At 71.6% G+C, this 15,640-nt stretch carries 16 protein-coding genes; 6 read left to right on the forward strand and 10 right to left on the reverse strand.

Annotation, left to right across the window (positions count from 1 at the left end; genetic code table 11):
* Nucleotides 1-71 precede the first annotated feature (71 nt).
* The 4 genes from ACFYP0_RS11995 to ACFYP0_RS12010 form a co-directional block, all read right to left on the reverse strand.
* The gene (locus ACFYP0_RS11995) at nucleotides 72-1,112 is read right to left on the reverse strand and encodes a threonine aldolase family protein (protein WP_386995629.1); all 1,041 of its coding nucleotides are present in this window, start codon (nucleotides 1,110-1,112) and stop codon (nucleotides 72-74) included.
* 87 nt (nucleotides 1,113-1,199) lie between these two features.
* Nucleotides 1,200-2,606: a class II 3-deoxy-7-phosphoheptulonate synthase gene (locus ACFYP0_RS12000; RefSeq protein WP_124853452.1), complete on the reverse strand. Its 1,407-nt coding sequence runs from the start codon at nucleotides 2,604-2,606 to the stop codon at nucleotides 1,200-1,202.
* A gap of 87 nt (nucleotides 2,607-2,693) precedes the next feature.
* On the reverse strand, nucleotides 2,694-3,212 hold the full coding sequence (locus ACFYP0_RS12005) for a hypothetical protein (RefSeq protein ID WP_356981076.1): 519 nt from the start codon (nucleotides 3,210-3,212) through the stop codon (nucleotides 2,694-2,696).
* 181 nt (nucleotides 3,213-3,393) lie between these two features.
* Nucleotides 3,394-5,019, reverse strand: a complete 1,626-nt coding sequence (locus tag ACFYP0_RS12010; RefSeq protein ID WP_386995632.1) for a glycosyl hydrolase family 18 protein — start codon at nucleotides 5,017-5,019, stop codon at nucleotides 3,394-3,396.
* Nucleotides 5,020-5,186: 167 nt separating this feature from the next.
* Between ACFYP0_RS12010 and ACFYP0_RS12015 the strand changes: the two genes are divergently transcribed.
* A complete protein-coding gene (locus tag ACFYP0_RS12015) occupies nucleotides 5,187-5,678 on the forward strand; it encodes a glutathione peroxidase (protein WP_356981072.1) in 492 nt (163 codons plus the stop codon).
* Nucleotides 5,679-6,006: 328 nt separating this feature from the next.
* On the forward strand, nucleotides 6,007-6,681 hold the full coding sequence (locus ACFYP0_RS12020) for an NADPH-dependent F420 reductase (protein ID WP_124855532.1): 675 nt from the start codon (nucleotides 6,007-6,009) through the stop codon (nucleotides 6,679-6,681).
* Between the two features lie 33 nt (nucleotides 6,682-6,714).
* Here ACFYP0_RS12020 and ACFYP0_RS12025 read toward each other — a convergent pair whose 3' ends face one another.
* Complete coding sequence (locus ACFYP0_RS12025) at nucleotides 6,715-8,316, reverse strand: glycosyltransferase 87 family protein (RefSeq protein WP_386995636.1); 1,602 nt, start codon at nucleotides 8,314-8,316, stop codon at nucleotides 6,715-6,717.
* 157 nt (nucleotides 8,317-8,473) lie between these two features.
* Between ACFYP0_RS12025 and ACFYP0_RS12030 the strand changes: the two genes are divergently transcribed.
* The 3 genes from ACFYP0_RS12030 (at nucleotide 8,474) to ACFYP0_RS12040 (ending at nucleotide 10,798) form a co-directional block, all read left to right on the forward strand.
* Nucleotides 8,474-9,145 carry a class I SAM-dependent methyltransferase gene (locus ACFYP0_RS12030; RefSeq protein WP_124855528.1) on the forward strand — a complete coding sequence of 224 codons (672 nt, stop codon included), beginning with the start codon at nucleotides 8,474-8,476 and terminating at the stop codon, nucleotides 9,143-9,145.
* Between the two features lie 109 nt (nucleotides 9,146-9,254).
* Nucleotides 9,255-10,124: a DUF4397 domain-containing protein gene (locus tag ACFYP0_RS12035; protein ID WP_124855526.1), complete on the forward strand. Its 870-nt coding sequence runs from the start codon at nucleotides 9,255-9,257 to the stop codon at nucleotides 10,122-10,124.
* The gene (locus ACFYP0_RS12040; protein ID WP_244218886.1) at nucleotides 10,121-10,798 is read left to right on the forward strand and encodes a class F sortase; all 678 of its coding nucleotides are present in this window, start codon (nucleotides 10,121-10,123) and stop codon (nucleotides 10,796-10,798) included. Before ACFYP0_RS12035 ends, ACFYP0_RS12040 begins: the two co-directional genes overlap by 4 nt.
* Nucleotides 10,799-10,946: 148 nt before the next feature.
* Here ACFYP0_RS12040 and ACFYP0_RS12045 read toward each other — a convergent pair whose 3' ends face one another.
* From ACFYP0_RS12045 to ACFYP0_RS12065, 5 genes are all read right to left on the reverse strand, one after another.
* A complete protein-coding gene (locus ACFYP0_RS12045) occupies nucleotides 10,947-11,297 on the reverse strand; it encodes a DUF2203 domain-containing protein (protein ID WP_036412622.1) in 351 nt (116 codons plus the stop codon).
* 46 nt (nucleotides 11,298-11,343) lie between these two features.
* Nucleotides 11,344-12,162, reverse strand: coding sequence for a pyrroline-5-carboxylate reductase (gene proC, locus ACFYP0_RS12050; RefSeq protein ID WP_124861122.1), 819 nt, complete (start codon nucleotides 12,160-12,162; stop codon nucleotides 11,344-11,346).
* Between the two features lie 72 nt (nucleotides 12,163-12,234).
* Entirely contained in the window at nucleotides 12,235-13,263 is a 1,029-nt protein-coding gene (locus ACFYP0_RS12055) for a 6-phosphofructokinase (protein WP_124861126.1), read from the reverse strand.
* Nucleotides 13,264-13,426: 163 nt separating this feature from the next.
* Nucleotides 13,427-13,930, reverse strand: coding sequence for a pyridoxamine 5'-phosphate oxidase family protein (locus tag ACFYP0_RS12060; RefSeq protein WP_357008201.1), 504 nt, complete (start codon nucleotides 13,928-13,930; stop codon nucleotides 13,427-13,429).
* A gap of 78 nt (nucleotides 13,931-14,008) precedes the next feature.
* On the reverse strand, nucleotides 14,009-14,506 hold the full coding sequence (locus tag ACFYP0_RS12065) for a polyadenylate-specific 3'-exoribonuclease AS (protein ID WP_112582786.1): 498 nt from the start codon (nucleotides 14,504-14,506) through the stop codon (nucleotides 14,009-14,011).
* A 268-nt stretch (nucleotides 14,507-14,774) separates the two neighbouring features.
* On the opposite strand from ACFYP0_RS12065, the gene ACFYP0_RS12070 reads away from it, so the two are divergent.
* Nucleotides 14,775-15,467: a Crp/Fnr family transcriptional regulator gene (locus ACFYP0_RS12070; protein WP_091407574.1), complete on the forward strand. Its 693-nt coding sequence runs from the start codon at nucleotides 14,775-14,777 to the stop codon at nucleotides 15,465-15,467.
* Nucleotides 15,468-15,640: the final 173 nt, after the last annotated feature.

Below are 15,640 nucleotides of genomic sequence, written 5' to 3' on the forward strand. Positions count from 1 at the left end.
GCGTCACCCGGCGACCGGAATCTGACGCGAACCTCTTGATCACCGAGGAACGCAGGGCGAGCGGGCGGGCTTCAGGCTGCGGCGAGGATGCGGGGTAGGGCTGCCAGGGCGCGGTCGATGTCCGCGTCGCTGAGGCCCAGGTGCGTGACCAGGCGGGCGGTACGGGGGCCGAGCACCGAGATCAGTACGCCCTCGGCCCGCGCTGCGGCGGCCAGGGCCCGGGCGTCCAGGGTGTGCTTGGTGAGGTCCAGCGCGACCAGGTTGGTACGGACCGTGGTGGCCAGCACACCGAACGGCGCGACCGCCTCGGCGAGCCGGGCCGCCTTCGCGTGGTCGTCGGCCAACCGGTCGATGTGCTGCGCGAGCGCGTACCGACCGGCGGCGGCGAGAATGCCGGCCTGGCGCATGCCCCCGCCCATCCGCTTGCGGATCAGCCGGGCCCGTTCGATCTTCTCCGCGCTGCCCACCACCAGCGAACCGACCGGCGCGCCAAGGCCCTTGGAGAGGCACACCGACAGCGTGTCGAAGAGCCGGCCGTACTCGATCAGCGGCACATGGTCGGCGACGTGCGCGTGCCAGATCCGGGCGCCGTCACAGTGCAGCGCGACGCCCGCCTCGTCAGCGACCCCGCGCAGATCCCGCAGGGTTGCCAGCGGAATCACCCCGCCGCCGCCGCGATTGTGGGTCTGCTCGACGGCGATCGCGCGGGTGGGGACGGCGAAGTAACCGTCCGGCCGGATCATCCCGGCCACCACCTCCGGGTCGATGTCCGCGCCCACCGCGGGCCAGGTCCGCGAGGAGATCCCGCCGTACGCGGCCGCGGCGCCGATCTCGTACGTGACCACGTGCGCGTCGGCGTCGCAGAGCAACTCCTCGGCGGGCGACACCAGCAGTTGCAGGGCGATCTGGTTCGCCATCGAACCACTCGGGGCGAACAGCGCCGCCTCGTGCCCGAACAACGCGGCGACCTCGGCCTCCAGCGCGTTGACGCTCGGGTCCTCGCCGTAGACGTCGTCACCGACCTCAGCGGCGGCCATCGCCTCCCGCATCCCGGGGGTGGGTCGGGTCACCGTGTCGGACCGCAGGTCCACGAACAGATCAGGCACTGTCATCCTTTCAACTGCCGACTGAGGGCTGGCAAGCTCACCCTCGCGTCAGCCATGGTCATCCTCTGACTTGCCGGCTGCGGGCTCGCAAGCTCAGCCACGCAGCATTTCCGCTACGAGGAAGGCCAACTCCAACGACTGCTGGGTGTTCAGTCGCGGGTCGCAGGCGGTCTCGTACCGGTCGGGCAGGTCGAGATCCTCGATCCCCTGGGCGCCACCGAGACACTCGGTGACGTCCTCGCCGGTCAACTCGACGTGCAGGCCGCCGGGGTGGGTGTCCAGCCCCCGGTGCACCTCGAAGTAGCCGAGCACCTCGTCGACGATGCGGTCGAAGTGCCGGGTCTTGTAGCCGTTGGACGACTCGTGCGTGTTGCCGTGCATCGGGTCGCACTGCCAGACCACCTTGGCGCCGGCGGCGGTGACCTTGGCGACGATCGGCGGCAGCGCGTCGCGGACCCGGTGGTTGCCCATCCGGCTGATCAGGGTGAGCCGCCCGGGGATGTTGTCCGGGTTGAGCTTCTCGCACAACTCGATCGCCTCGTCCGGGGAGGTGGTCGGGCCGAGCTTGACCCCGATCGGGTTGGCGATCCGGGAGATGAAGTCGATGTGCGCCCCGCTGATCTGCCGGGTGCGCTCGCCGATCCAGAGGAAGTGCCCGGAGAGCCCGTACGCCCGTCGGTCGGAGACCCGGGTGAGCGCCCGGTCGTACTCCAGGGCCAGGGCCTCGTGGGAGCAGTAGAGCGTGACGGTGCGCAGCGCCTCGTCGTCGGTCATGCCGCAGGCCCGGATGAAGGCCAGCGCCCGGTCGATCTCCCGAGCGATCGCCTCGTAACGCTCCCCCGCCGGGGAGTTCTTCACGAAGCCCTTGTTCCAGTCGTGCACGGCGTGCAGGTCGGCGAGCCCGCCGGCGAGGTACGCCCGGAGCATGTTCATCGCCGCCGCCGAGTTGGCGTACGCGCGGATCATGCGCTGCGGGTCGGCGACCCGGGCGGCCGGGTCGGCCTCCAGCGAGTTGATCATGTCGCCGCGGTACGCGGGCAGGCCGCGGGCGTCGGTCGGCAGTGAACGGGGCTTCGTGTACTGCCCGGCGACCCGGGCGACCTTGACCACCGGCAGCGACGCGCCGTAGGTGAGCACGATCGCCATCTGGAGCAGGGTGCGGGCGTTGGCCAGCAGGTGGCTCTCGGTGTTGTCCACGAACGTCTCGGCGCAGTCACCGCCCTGCAGCAGGAACGCCTTGCCCTCGCAGACCAGGGCGAGCTTCTGCCGGAGCTGGTCCACCTCGTAGGGCGCGACGACCGACGGCACGGTGTCGAGGACCTTGCAGACCGCGGCCACGGCAGCCGGGTCGGACCACGGCGGGACCTGCTCGCGGGGCAGCTCCCGCCATCGGTCCAGGCCGAGCGCGGCGTCCTCGGCGGAGTCGACGGTCGGTCGGCTGGTCTGCAGGCCCGGGCTGCTCACCGCGGGATGGCTCAGCTGATGCCACTCATGGCGCATGACAGAAAGCGTACGGCGACCGTCGGGGTGGCCGGGCGCCGAGGGGGACGGTTCCGGCAGATGGGAGATCAATCTGCCGGGCGCTGGTCAGGACGCGGGGGTAGGGGCGACGCCGGTCGGCGTCGCTTTGGCACCCGGCGGGCCGGTGGGCGCCTCCCCGGCGATGCACCAGTCGCTGCCGTCACGGGTCACGGTGAAGACCAGTGGCCGGATGACGGTGCGCTTGCCCGCGGTGACCGAGACCGAGACGCTGACCTCCTGTCCGCGTGGACCGGACCGGATGTCGGTGATGGCCGCCTCAGGCACCTGGAAGTGGTCGGCGAAGTCACCGTTGGGGCCGGTGGCGCCCAGGTCGAAACCGTCGTGCAGCAGAGCGCAGAGCTGGCTGCGGCCGGCGGCGACGTCCTTGGCCGCCATCGCGTCGAGGTACGCCTGCACGCGCTCACGGGAGCGGGTTGCGGCCTCCTCGGCGGGGGCCTGGGCCGGCTTGGCGGCGGACTTCTCCTCGTCCTCGTTCCCGCCGCCGATCCCGCAGCCGACCAGGGCGACCGGCAGCAGCACCAGCCCGGCGGCGGTCGCCGCCAGCCTGCGGTGGGTCGCGCGCATGATCACCTCCGTTGGCGGTGAGATCGAGACGTGCCGAGCCGCGAGTCTGCCACATCCAGCTGACCGAGCCCAACGGCGGCGGTCCGATCGACGCTGGGCGTCGACCGGACCGCTGTGTCACGGGCGGGAAGGGACGGTGCGGGCCCCTTCCCGCCGTGTGGGTGGTGCGTCGGCCCTCGGCTCAGCCGAGACCGCCCTTGATGGCGCCGATGAGCTCGCCGTTGCTCGTGTCACCGGAGAGCTCCCAGAAGAACGCGCCACCGAGGCCCTGGTTGTTGGCGTACGTCATCTTGCCGTTGATGGTCGACGGGGTGTCGTAGCTCCACCAGTTGCTGCCGCACTTGGCGTACGCGGTGCCGGCGATCGTGCCGGTGGCCGGGCAGGTGTTCTTGAGGATCTTGTAGTCCTCGATGCCGGCCTCGTAGGTGCCCGGCGCCGCGCCGGTGGCGCTGCCGCCAGGAGCGGCCTGGGTGACACCGGTCCAGCCCCGTCCGTAGAAGCCGATGCCGAGCAGCAGCTTGTTGGCCGGGACGCCCTTGCTCTTGAGCTTCTGGATCGCCGCGTCGGAGTTGAAGCCCTGCTGCGGGATGCCGGTGTACGAGGTGAGCGGTGAGTGCGGTGCCGTCGGGCCCTGGGCGGCGAAGGCGCCGAAGTAGTCGTAGGTCATCGGCATCAGCCAGTTGAGGTTGCCGATGGCGCCGGCGTAGTCGGTGGCGTCGATCTTGCCGCCGTTGCTGCCGTCCGCGGTGATGGCGGCGGTGACCAGGGCGCTGGACCCGAACTTCGACCGCAACGCGCTGATCACGTTCTTGAACGCGTTCGGGCCGCTGCTGTCACAGGTCAGACCACAGGCGTTGGGGTACTCCCAGTCGACGTCGATGCCGTCGAAGACGTCCGCCCAGCGCGGGTCCTCGACCAGGTTGTAGCAGCTCTCGGCGAAGGCGGCCGGGTTCTGCGCGGCCTGGGTGAAGCCGCCGGACCAGGTCCAGCCACCGAAGGACCAGATCACCTTGAGGTGCGGGTTCAGCTGCTTGAGCTTGCGCAGCTGGTTGAAGCTGCCGCGCAGCGGCTGGTCCCACGTGTCGGCGACGCCGTCCACGCTGTCCGCCGCGGTGTACGCCTTCTCGTAGTCGGCGTAGCTGTCGCCGATGGAGCAGCGACCGCCGGTGGTGTTGCCGAAGGCGTACAGGATGTGGGTCAGCTTGGCGGCCGACCCGCTGGTCTGGATGTTCTTGACGTGGTAATTGCGCCCGTAGACGCCCCACTCCGCGAAGTAGCCGACGACCTTCTTGCCACCCGTGTTCGGCGGTGGCGTGGTGGGCGGTGGCGTGGTCGGCGGAGGGGTGGTGGGTGGCGTCGTCGTCGGCGGAGTCGTGGTCGGCGGAGTCGTGGTCGGCGGGGTCGTTCCGCCGCCGCACGCGGCACCGTTGATGGTGCAGTTCAGCGGTGCCTTGTAGGCGCCGCTGCCGTTGTAACCCCAGCTGAACGAGGCGCCGGGAGCGATGCCGCCGGCCCAGCTCTTCTTGACTGCGACGTAGTGGTTGCCGCTGCTGGTGACGTCGGCGTCCCACGCGCTGCTGATGGTGGTGCCCGACGGCAGGTCGAACTCGATGCGCCAGGTGGTGACCGTGGCGCTGGAGCCGTTGGTGACGGTCACCCTCGTCTCGTGACCGGTCCCCCAGTCCTGCGCCTTGGTGAAGGTGGTGGTGACAGTGCCGGCGCCGAACGCGGTGGTGACCGGCACCGCTGCGACGGTCACGGCGACCACGGCACCGGCCCAGAGGGCCCGGCGGAGCGATCTTTTCATGAGACGTCTCCCGAACTGTTAGGAAACTTTCCAAAAGAGATGGTGAGACGGTACTCACGGCGTCATCAGTTCGTCAAGATGTGCATGTTTCGATTTCTTCTGGTGCACGGAGTGCGTACGCTGCGTCCACCCCCGGTCGGCACCCGGCCGGCGCGTAACCTCGGCCCATGACCGTCTTCGACATCCCGATCGACGCCCTCAACGGCGGCCCCGCCGACCTGGCCCGCCACCGCGGCAAGGCGTTGCTGGTCGTCAACGTGGCCTCCCGCTGCGGCCTCACCCCGCAGTACGCCGGCCTCCAGACGCTCGCCGACTCCTACGCCGACCAGGGCCTCGTGGTGCTCGGCGTGCCGTGCAACCAGTTCGCCGGGCAGGAGCCGGGCAGCGCCGCCGAGATCAGCGACTTCTGCCAGGTCAACTACGGGGTCACCTTCCCGCTGACCGAGAAGGTCGACGTCAACGGCCCCGACCGGCACCCGCTCTACGCCGCACTCGTGGACACCCCGGACGCCGACGGGCACACCGGTGACGTGCGTTGGAACTTCGAGAAGTTCCTGGTGGCCCCGGACGGCTCGGTCGCCGCCCGCTTCGCCCCCACTGTCGAGCCCGACTCCGACGAGCTGCGCGCAGCCATCGAAAAGACCCTCCCCACCCCCTGAGTCGACTTTCCCGACCTCCGGGCCGCCTTGATCACGCTCGAACATGGATGTAGTGGCCTCCCGGCTTCCGGACGCCACTACATCCTGGATCGAGCGCGATCAAGACCGGACCGCTCGCCACCGGAGAGTGGCAGGTCCCCGGAGTGCCGGTCGGCGATCGGCGTGAGCAGTACGTTGGGCGGGACGGGCGCGCGGCGCCGCCACCAGGCACCCGCCGGGACGGCGACGGTCGCGAGCGGTCTGCGCAGCTACCCGATGGGCGGGTGATCAAAATAACCCACCAGTCTGGTCGGGAATGCGTCGCGGGTGGACGGAGTTGGGGACGAGCATGACAACTGTGGGACTGATCGGCAGTGGCAACATCGGCGGCACCGTGGCCCGGCTGGCCGTGGACGCCGGCTACGACGTGGTGCTGAGCAACTCGCGGGGCCCGGAGACCCTCACCGACCTGGTGGAGACCCTGGGCGAGCACGCCAGCGCCGGCACCACGCAGGACGCGGCGCAGGTCGGCGACCTGGTGGTGGTCAGCGTGCCGCTGAAGGCGTACCGCGCGGTGCCCGTGGAACCGCTGGCCGGCAAGGTCGTCATCGACACCAACAACTACTACCCGCAGCGCGATGGCACCTTCCCGGAGCTGGACTCCGGCGAGACCACCAGCAGCGAGTTGCTCCAGCGACACCTGCCGGACTCGCGAGTGGTCAAGGTCTTCAACAACATCTACTTCAAGGGCCTGGCCGCGCTCCCCCGGCCGACCGGCGCGGCCGACCGCAGCGCCCTCGCGATCGCCGGTGACGACGCCGCCGCGAAGGCCGAGGTGACCGCCTTCCTGGACCGGATCGGCTACGACACGGTGGACGTCGGCCCGCTGGCCGAGGGGTGGCGCTACCAGCCGGACACCCCGGCGTACGGCACGCTCTACTCCGCGAGCCCGACCGACTGGGAGCACCCGGCCCCGGGCGACGCCGCGAAGGTGCGCGCCGCCCTGGCCGCCGCCACCCGCTGAGCAACGCCAGCCGCCGTCCTCCCCCGCGATCGCCTACCGGGTGGTCGTGCGGAGGGCGGCGGCGAGTTCGTCGTCGTAGCTGGCGATCGGCTGCCCGTCCGAGTCGTACGCGACGAGCCGACCGTGGGCCATCGTCGCGGACCGGAACGAGAAGGTACGCGAACCCGGGTAGGCGGCGAGCAGCGGAATGGCCCGGGGTGCTCCACCCGGTGCGGAGTAGTACTCCAGGCGGGTCACCTGCGGGGAGACCACGCCGTTGACCCGGACCTTGGTCTTCTCGGCGCGGGTGCCGAAGGTGACCGGCGCGCCGGTGGCGTAGTCGACGCATTCGGCCGGGCCACGGCAGACGAAGAAGTATCGCGGGTTGACCACGTCGTCGAGGCTGTACGCCTTGAAGGTGGGGTCGGCGCCGGCCGGCAGCGGCTGCACGGCGAAGAACGCGACCGCGACAGTGGCCGTGACGCCCACCCGCAGCCAGGCACGGCCGGCGGCCGGTCGTCTGCTCGTGCGCTGGGCGGCGACGGCGACACCGCCGAAGCCGACGAGGCACAGGAGGCACACCCCGACGGCACGGGCGTTCTCGAAGAGGAACTGCACCCCCGGCCGCGTCGAGACCGGGGTGAGCACCGCGCCCAACGAGACGACCATGGCGGCGAGCAGTGCCGCGCCGGCGGCCCGCTGGGTGACACCGGATGCGCCGATCAGCAGCATCGCGGCGAGCACCGGCCACACCTGGTGGTGGGTCCAGGACACCGGGGACGCGGCCACTGTGGCGCAGCCGACGAGCACGGCGGCGTGCCCGGGGCGGGCCTGCCGCGTCAGCTGCCGGGCCCGGAGCAGCGCCGCCACGCAGATCAGTGCCACCAGGGCGGCCCAGAGCAGGGGCAGCGCCGTCTCGTCGACGCCGACGCGCAGCAACATTCCGTGCAGGGACTGGTTGCCCAACGAGGACAGATTGCCGATGCGGGAGGTCTGTCGCACGGTCTCGGTCCAGTAGGCCCAGCTCTCCGAGGGCAGCACGATCGCGGCGAACCCCGCGCAGGCCACGAAGGTGGCCGCCGACCGGCCGGCGTCACGGTAGCGCCCGACGGCGAGGAAATAGACCACGAACAGCAGCGGGGTGAGCTTGATCGCCGCGGCCACCCCGACCAGCGTCCCGCGCAGTCGGGGTGGGACGACCCCCAGCCCGTCGAGCAGGGCCATCAGCACGATGAAGATGCTGACCTGCCCGAAGCGTAGGTTGCTCTGCACCGGCGCGGAGAGCATCAGCACGATGGCCGCCAGCGCCACGACGAGCGGGCGTCGGGACTGTCGGGTGGTCAACGCGACACCCACCGACCCAGCGATGGCGACGACCGCCGCGCACGTCGCCACCAGCCAGATCCCCTGGAGTACGCCCTCGCTGACGGCGGTGATCGGCCACAGCACGAGAGCGGCGAACGGCGGATAGGTGAACGGACCGCCGTTCTCCGCCACATACCCGTACAGCGGCTCGCCGGCGCGCAGGTCGGACAGCGCACCGTAGTAGATGTGCAGGTCGGAGAGGCGATCCGGACGGCGCAGAACGAGCACACAGGACACCAGCGCGACGACGACGAAGGCCGCCCACGCCAGCGTCACCCGGCGATCCCGCATCGCCCGAGAATAGGCGACCGTCGTGGTCCGTGTGGGCCCAGTAACGGCAGACGCGGGGCTTCGGCCGGGTCAGGCCAGTACCAGCCTGCGCCAGCTCCATGTCTGCCCTCGGAAGAACGGGTGTCGCTGGTTGGATGTCGATTCGTAGCCTCGGCGAATGGGGACGGCGAGCACTCCGGCGTACGACGCCCACGCGGACTGGTACGAGGGCTACATCTCCGGCGGCGGCGACTATCTGCGGCGGGTGCACGCGACGGTGGCGGACCTGCTCGGCGCGGGCGAGGGTCGCTGCCTCGACATCTGCTGCGGTACCGGCGCGCACGCCTCGGTGCCGGCGGGTCTGGGTTGGACGCCGGTGGGGGTGGACCTGTCCGGCGGGCAGTTGCGGCACGCGCGAGGGCGGTTGCCGGTGGTCCGGGGTGACGCGGGCGCCCTGCCGGTCGCCGACGCGTCGCTGCCGGCCGCGATGTGCGTGCTGGCCAGCACCGACCTGCCCGACTACCCGGCCGTGCTGCGCGAGGTCGCCCGGGTGCTGCGCCCCGGCGGACGTTTCGTGCACGTGGGTGTGCACCCGTGTTTCGTGGGCGCGTTCGCCGACTGGGGTCAGCATCCGCGTGTCGGCGTCGACGCCCGGTACGCCGACCGGTCGCGCAGCTTCGACAGTTGGAACGCCAGCGGCGTGCGGGTACGGGTGGGTGCCTGGCACCTCCCCCTCGCTGATCTGATCAACGCGACCGTCGGCGTCGGCCTGCGGCTGGTCCGGGTCGTCGAGGCGGGCCCGGGCGGGGTCCCCGACCTGTTCGGCCTCCTCGCCCTGCGCGATCGGTAGCGACAGCCGACAGAAACACCGCTGTGGCAACTTGCGCCGCAGTCCTGTTCACGGGACCCTGTTCTCTGGGTTGCCGCCCGCTCACCGAACGTGTCCCCCCGGAGGCGACATGCACACGCTCCGTACCGTGCCCCGCCGGCTGCTGGCCGGCTCCGGCGCGCTCCTGCTCGGCACCGCCCTCGCCACCGCCGCCATTCCGGTTCCGGCGAACGCCGCGACCGGCGCGGACACCGTCGGATACGTCCGGCTCGCGCACCTCTCCCCGGACACCCCGGCTGTGGACGTCTACCTTGCCGCGCCGGGCGCGGCGAAGCCGCAGGTCTTCCCCGGGGTCGGTTACGGCGTGGTCTCCGACTACCTCGAACTCGCCCCGGGCCGGTACGCGGTGGCCATGCGCGAGGCCGGCGCCCCCGCCAGCGACCCACCGGTGCTCACCACCGAGGTCGCGGTGACCAGCGGTGACGCCTTCACGGTGGCCGGTGTCGGCCGGCACGCCGACCTCGGCCTGCGGGTGCTCAACGACGATCTCAGCGCCCCCACCGACGGCCGCGCCAAGGTGCGGGTCATACAGGCGTCGGTGCGGACCCCCGTGCTCGACGTGGCCGCCGCCGACGGTCCGATGATCGCCGACGGGGTGCAGTTCGCCACCACGACCGACTACCAGCAGGTCGAGCCGGGCAGTTGGCGGCTGAAGCTCACGGGTGCCGGCGGGCCGAGCACCGACGCCGAGGTGCGGCTCACCGGCGGCGCGGTCTACTCGCTGCTGGTGCTCGACGCGAAACAGGGCGGGCTCACCGCCGAGCTGCGCCGCGACGCCGAGGGCGGCACCGTCGTCCCGGCCGGCGGGGTGGACACCGGCGCCGGTGGCACCGCCGGGGTCGGGCTCGACGCGTACCCCCTGACGGCCGGCGGTCTGGCCGCGGCGGCCGGCGCGGTGGCCCTGCTGCTCTGGCGTCGGCGACGGCGCACCACCTGGTGAGCGCCGGGCCGGACCCGTCGATCCGGCGGCACCGTGACCGCCGGATACCGCTGGCCGCGCTGGTCGCGGCCGGCGCGGCGGTCTGCCTGGCCGTCGGCACCGGGGTCGGGCTGGCCACCACCGGCCCGCCACCGCCGGTGGCGCGCTGGCACCCCGGCTGCGGCGACGCCTGCCCGTCGGTGGCCGCCGCGCCCACGCCACACGGTCCACCCACGCGGGTACGCGTACCGCGCATCGACGTCGACTCACCGCTCACCGTGCTGGGTCTGGACCGCGCCGGCGCGCTGATTCCGCCGACCGACTTCCACACCGCTGGCTGGTACGGCGGCGGCCCGGCCCCGGGCGACACCGGCCCGGCCGTACTCGCCGGGCACCTGGACTCACGACGCGGCCCGGCGGTCTTCGCCCGGCTCGGCGAGCTACGGCCCGGCGACGTCGTGGAGGTGTGGCGCGGCGGGCAGCGGTTGCCGTTCCGGGTGACCGGGTCGCTGCGTACTCCCAAGGACCAGTTTCCGACCGCCGCGGTCTACGGCCCGACGCCCGGGGCGGAGCTGCGCCTGGTCACCTGCGGGGGCGACTTCGACCGGCGGCGGGGCCACTACGTCGACAACGTGGTGGTGTTCGCGGTGACCGAGGCCCCCGACCCGGTCCTGCCGACGTCCGCCGCAGGCTGAGCCACGCACCGGGCTTGATCCACTCGGGTCCAGGGAAATCGCGGTATCCGGGAGCGCTTGATGCCCCGACTTCCCTGAACCCGAGTGGATCAAGTGGGTGGGGGCGCGAGAAGGGGCGGGCCCGGGGCGTGGCGCGGGGGCGCGGGGTTCAGAGGGGGCGGCGGCCGGCGAAGCCGCACTCGGCCCGGTGGTACCAGCGCACGTCGGAATCGCCCTCCAGCCAGCACCAGAGCACGGCGCGGCCGGCCCGCTCGCCGGGGAAGTCGAGCAGCACCGGGGCGATGCCCTTGACCTGGATGTCGTGCTGGTGCAGCTCGTCGACGACGGCGTGCAGCCGAGCTTCCAGCGCCTTGACCTCGGCCAACCCGCCGAGCGCGCTCACGCCGTGATCGGCCAGGTCGGCGCGCAACTCGGCCAGGTCGGCCCGGACCCGGATCAACTCGTCGACGCGCGGTTGCAGGGTGGCCACCAGGTGCCGGGCCTGGGCAAGTGTGAACACCGGGCCAGTATGCGGCACGCACGGCCCCGCGACGCGCCCCGACCGCTCAGTCGGCCTGTGCCGCCAGCTCGCGGGCGCGATCCCGGGCGGCCTCCAGCGCGGCGAGCAGCGCCGCCCGTACGCCGTGCTTCTCCAGCTCACGAATCGCGGAGATGGTGGTGCCGGCCGGCGAGGTGACCGCCTCGCGCAGCTTGACCGGGTGCTCGCCGGAGTCGCGCAGCATCACCGCCGACCCGATCGCGGTCTGCACGATCAACTCGTGCGCCACCTGACGGGGCAGCCCGAGCAGGATCCCCGCGTCGATCATGGCTTCGACCAGGAGGTAGAAGTAGGCCGGGCCGGAGCCGGAGAGCGCGGTGACCGCGTCCTGCTGCGACTCGGGCACCCGGATCGTCTGGCCGAGCGGCTTGAACATCTCCTCGGCCAGCGTGAGGTGCGCCCCGGTGGCGTGCGCGCCGGCGGAGATCGCGGTCATCGCCTGGTCGACCAGCGCCGGGGTGTTGGTCATCACCCGCACGACCGGGGTGCCCTCGGGCAACCGGCGGCTGAAGAAGCTGGTGGGCAGGCCGGCGCAGAGCGAGATGACCAGCTTGTCGGCCGGCACCTTGGGGCCGATCTCGTCGAGGAGCGCGGCGGCGTCCTGCGGCTTGACCGAGACCGCGAGCACTGCGGCCTCGTCCACCGCGGTCAGGTTGTCGACCACCCGTACGCCGTACCGGGCGGTCAGCTCCTCGGCGCGAGCGGGTCGGCGGGCGGTGGCCAGCAGCCGGTCCACCGGCCATCCCGAGCGCAGCAGGCCGGAGAGCATCAGCTCACCGATCTTGCCCGCGCCGATCACCGCGACCGTGTGAACTCCGGCTGACATGTCGGCCCGTACCCCCTCGAATTGGGTCGCGGCGCGGCGGACCCGCAGGCCCGCCGCGCCGCCGACGATCGATCAGCTGCCGAAGAAGACCTCAGCCTCGGCGTACCGCTCCAGCGGCACGGTCTTCAGCTCGCGGGTGGCCTCGGCGAGGGGCACCCGGACGATGTCGGTGCTCTGCATCGCGACCATCTTGCCCCAGTCGCCCTCGTTGACGGCGTCGATGGCCTGCAGGCCCAGGCGGGTGGCGAGCACCCGGTCGAAGGCGGTCGGGGTGCCACCGCGCTGGATGTGACCCAGCACCACGGTGCGGGCCTCCTTGCCGGTCTTGGCCTCCAACTGCTCGGCGAGCCACTGGCCGATGCCGCCGAGGCGGACGTGGCCGAACGAGTCGAGCTCCTGGTTGGCGAGGACCATCTGGCCGTCGAGCGGCTGTGCGCCCTCGGCGACCACGACGATCGGGGCGTACTGGTGCTGGAAGCGCTTCTCGACATAGCCGGCCACCTGGTCGACGTCGAACTGACGCTCGGGCAGCAGGATCACGTTGGCGCCGCCGGCCAGGCCGGCGTGCAGGGCGATCCAGCCGGCGTGCCGGCCCATGACCTCGACGACCAGGGTGCGGTGGTGGCTCTCCGCGGTGGTGTGCAGCCGGTCGATGGCCTCCATCGCGATGTTGACCGCGGTGTCGAAGCCGAAGGTGTAGTCGGTGGCGCCGAGGTCGTTGTCGATCGTCTTCGGCACGCCGACGACGTGCACGCCCAGCTCGTAGAGCTTGGTGGCCACGCCGAGGGTGTCCTCGCCGCCGATCGCGATCAGGGCGTCCACGCCCTGGGCGGCGAGGTTGTCCTTGATCCGCTCGACGCCGTTCTCGATCTTGAACGGGTTGGTACGGGACGAGCCGAGGATGGTGCCGCCGCGGGGCAGGATGCCGCGAACGTCGGCGATGTCCAGCGGGCGGGACAGACCCTCGAGCGGGCCCTTCCAGCCGTCCCGGAAGCCCACGAACTCGTGACCGTAAGTGGCGACGCCCTTGCGGACCACCGCCCGGATGACCGCGTTGAGACCGGGGCAGTCGCCGCCGCCGGTGAGCACGCCGATACGCATGATCCGCTCATCCTCCTGGAGCATCAGGTAAAGCCCGATATGCCCCAGGGTATGTGTCAGGTCAGACCATCGGCGCCGTTGCCGGCCCGGGGCGGGCCGTCACTGCGAACTGTAGTCGGCCCGCCAGTACGACGACAGCGCGCCCCGGGCATCCCACCCCCGGTCAGTAGGTCACCTCGTGGTTCTCGCCGCCCGTTGGTGGCCGGCCGGTGACCGCGGCCCTCGCGTAGTCGAGCAGGTTCACCACAGTGCTGTTCGGCGAGTCCCAGTACTCGGCCGAGCTGGCGTGCACCTTGATCAGCGTGAGACCGGGGGTGTCCAGCCCGTCGGGGAACCACGCCTTGAGCAGCGGGTTCCACAGCTGCTCGGCCCGGGCCCGGTCGAACCCCTCGGTGGCGGTGCCGGAGATCGACACCCACGCGTTGTGCTTCTGGTCGGAAAAGGCGACGTTGACCTCCGGGTTCACCCGGATCTGGCGGACCTTGGCCGAGTCGGCGTAGGCGAAGAACCACAGCTCGCCGTCGAACTCGGCCTCCTGGAGCCCCATCGGTCGACTCACCTGCCGCCCGTCCAGAGCAGTCGTGGTGAGCATGCAGATCCGCGCGGCCCGGGCCAGGCCGGTGACCCGGGCGCGTGCCTCCGCGGCGCTGCTCGGCTGGTCGCTCATGGCAATCTCCCTCGGCTCGGCTGGTCGAACCGTTGCCCGGGACAGAACCGGTCAAACCTACGGCGGAGGGGCCACCACTCAACGGGCGGTCATCGCCCGCCAGCGGGCCAGATTGTGCCGGGCATCGACCAGAGCGTCGTGCCGGGCCGCGTCCGCGTCCGGCAGGGGCGGCCGGCCCCGGTCGTCCCAGAGCTGCCGCAGCTCCTTGGTGTAGCGGGGAATCTCCCGGGGCAGCGCCGGCATCGCACCCCAGAGCTGGGCGAGCACCACGTGGTCGTACGCGGCGAACCAGGCCCACAGCTCCAGCTGCTCCCCCGGCCGATCCCGGATCGGCTCCACCAGGAAGTCGTACAGGTCGTCGCGGATGCGCTCACGCGAGCGCCACGCCCGGTCCGCCGGAGAGGGCAGCTTGTCCAGCACGTTGCGTCGGACCCAGGGCACGGCGCGGGAGTCGTCGAACTCGGTGGAGACCGCGTAGAACTCGCGGCCGTACTCGTCGACGACACCGATCGAGACGAGGTCGACGGTCGTGCCGTCCTCGATGAACTCGCAGTCGTAGAAGTAGCGGTAGACCATTCCGGGCATCCTCGCCCACCGCCGTACGACCGCGCCCGGCGGGGCCCGTCCGGAGGCCGACCGGCCACGGCGACACCTCGTGAACGGCGCGTCGCAGCTCGTGACGGTCACGGAAGTGCTTCGAGGGGTGTACAGCAAGCGACCGGACCGTCATGATCTGATGTGTACCGCTACCGGACGCCGAATCGGTGTCAGTTCACCTTGTCTGGGCCCATCAGGTTCGCCCGGTGAGCGAGTTGTGGTCCATGACCGGGGGAGGGGTTGGGCCGTGGAGGTTCGCCTGCCGGAGCCGGGTGACGCGCTCACGGGTGTCGAGATGTTCGCCGGGCTGGAGCCCGAGGTGCGGCAGCGTGTCATCGCCGCCGCCGTTCCGCGCACCTACCGCAAGGGCCAACTGCTCTTCGTGGAGAACGACCCGGGCGAGTCCCTGATCGTGCTGCGCCGCGGCGCGGTGGCGGTCTTTCGCACCGCACCCACCGGCGAGCGGGCCGTGCTGTCGGTTATCCGTCCACCGGACGTGCTCGGTGAGGTCTCCCTGCTCGACGCGTCCACCCGGTCCGCCTCGGCGGAGGCCATCGAGGACTGCGCGGCGCTCGCGCTCTCTCGGGGCGCGTTCATGGAGTTGGTGCACTCCAACCCCCGCATCCTGGACGCGGTGATGCGCTCACTGGGCGGGCTGATCCGCCGGCTCACCGAGCAGAACGCCGACCACGTCTTCCTCGACCTGCCCGGTCGGGTGGCCAAGACGCTGGTGCGGTTGGCCGGCGAGAGCCAGGCACCGATGATCACGATCGAGCTCAACCAGAGCCAACTGGCCGAGATGGCCGGTGGTTCCCGGCAGAGCGTCAACCAGGCGATCGGCTCGTTCGCCAGCCGTGGCTGGCTGCGCACCGAGGGCCGCCGGATCGTGGTGACCGACGTGGCCGCGCTGCGCCGCCGCGCCGGCATGGCCGACCGCTGACCGACCGACCTGTCGCCGGCCTCGTCACCGACCTGACCTCCGGTGTGGACGTCCGCCGCCAGTCGCCGACCAGCCCACCCGCAGCCACGGCTGATGCCGGCCGCCACTGGCGACCGGCATCAGCAAACGTGCAGGACAGACGGGTGCGGCCGGTGGACCGATGGCCCGCCGAC

Source organism: Micromonospora arida, assembly GCF_042873195.1.
GTDB classification, from domain to species: Bacteria; Actinomycetota; Actinomycetes; order Mycobacteriales; family Micromonosporaceae; genus Micromonospora; species Micromonospora arida.

What these genes read in the sequence shown, in the direction of transcription:
- ACFYP0_RS12000 (WP_124853452.1), bottom strand. Translation starts at nt 2,606, where the DNA reads ATGCGCCATGAGTGGCATCAGCTGAGCCATCCCGCGGTGAGCAGCCCG.
- ACFYP0_RS12015 (WP_356981072.1), top strand. Translation starts at nt 5,187, where the DNA reads ATGACCGTCTTCGACATCCCGATCGACGCCCTCAACGGCGGCCCCGCC.
- ACFYP0_RS12005 (WP_356981076.1), bottom strand. Translation starts at nt 3,212, where the DNA reads ATGCGCGCGACCCACCGCAGGCTGGCGGCGACCGCCGCCGGGCTGGTG.
- ACFYP0_RS12025 (WP_386995636.1), bottom strand. Translation starts at nt 8,316, where the DNA reads ATGCGGGATCGCCGGGTGACGCTGGCGTGGGCGGCCTTCGTCGTCGTC.
- ACFYP0_RS12010 (WP_386995632.1), bottom strand. Translation starts at nt 5,019, where the DNA reads ATGAAAAGATCGCTCCGCCGGGCCCTCTGGGCCGGTGCCGTGGTCGCC.
- ACFYP0_RS12020 (WP_124855532.1), top strand. Translation starts at nt 6,007, where the DNA reads ATGACAACTGTGGGACTGATCGGCAGTGGCAACATCGGCGGCACCGTG.
- ACFYP0_RS12060 (WP_357008201.1), bottom strand. Translation starts at nt 13,930, where the DNA reads ATGAGCGACCAGCCGAGCAGCGCCGCGGAGGCACGCGCCCGGGTCACC.
- ACFYP0_RS12030 (WP_124855528.1), top strand. Translation starts at nt 8,474, where the DNA reads ATGGGGACGGCGAGCACTCCGGCGTACGACGCCCACGCGGACTGGTAC.
- ACFYP0_RS11995 (WP_386995629.1), bottom strand. Translation starts at nt 1,112, where the DNA reads ATGACAGTGCCTGATCTGTTCGTGGACCTGCGGTCCGACACGGTGACC.
- proC (WP_124861122.1), bottom strand. Translation starts at nt 12,162, where the DNA reads ATGTCAGCCGGAGTTCACACGGTCGCGGTGATCGGCGCGGGCAAGATC.
- ACFYP0_RS12035 (WP_124855526.1), top strand. Translation starts at nt 9,255, where the DNA reads ATGCACACGCTCCGTACCGTGCCCCGCCGGCTGCTGGCCGGCTCCGGC.
- ACFYP0_RS12065 (WP_112582786.1), bottom strand. Translation starts at nt 14,506, where the DNA reads ATGGTCTACCGCTACTTCTACGACTGCGAGTTCATCGAGGACGGCACG.
- ACFYP0_RS12055 (WP_124861126.1), bottom strand. Translation starts at nt 13,263, where the DNA reads ATGCGTATCGGCGTGCTCACCGGCGGCGGCGACTGCCCCGGTCTCAAC.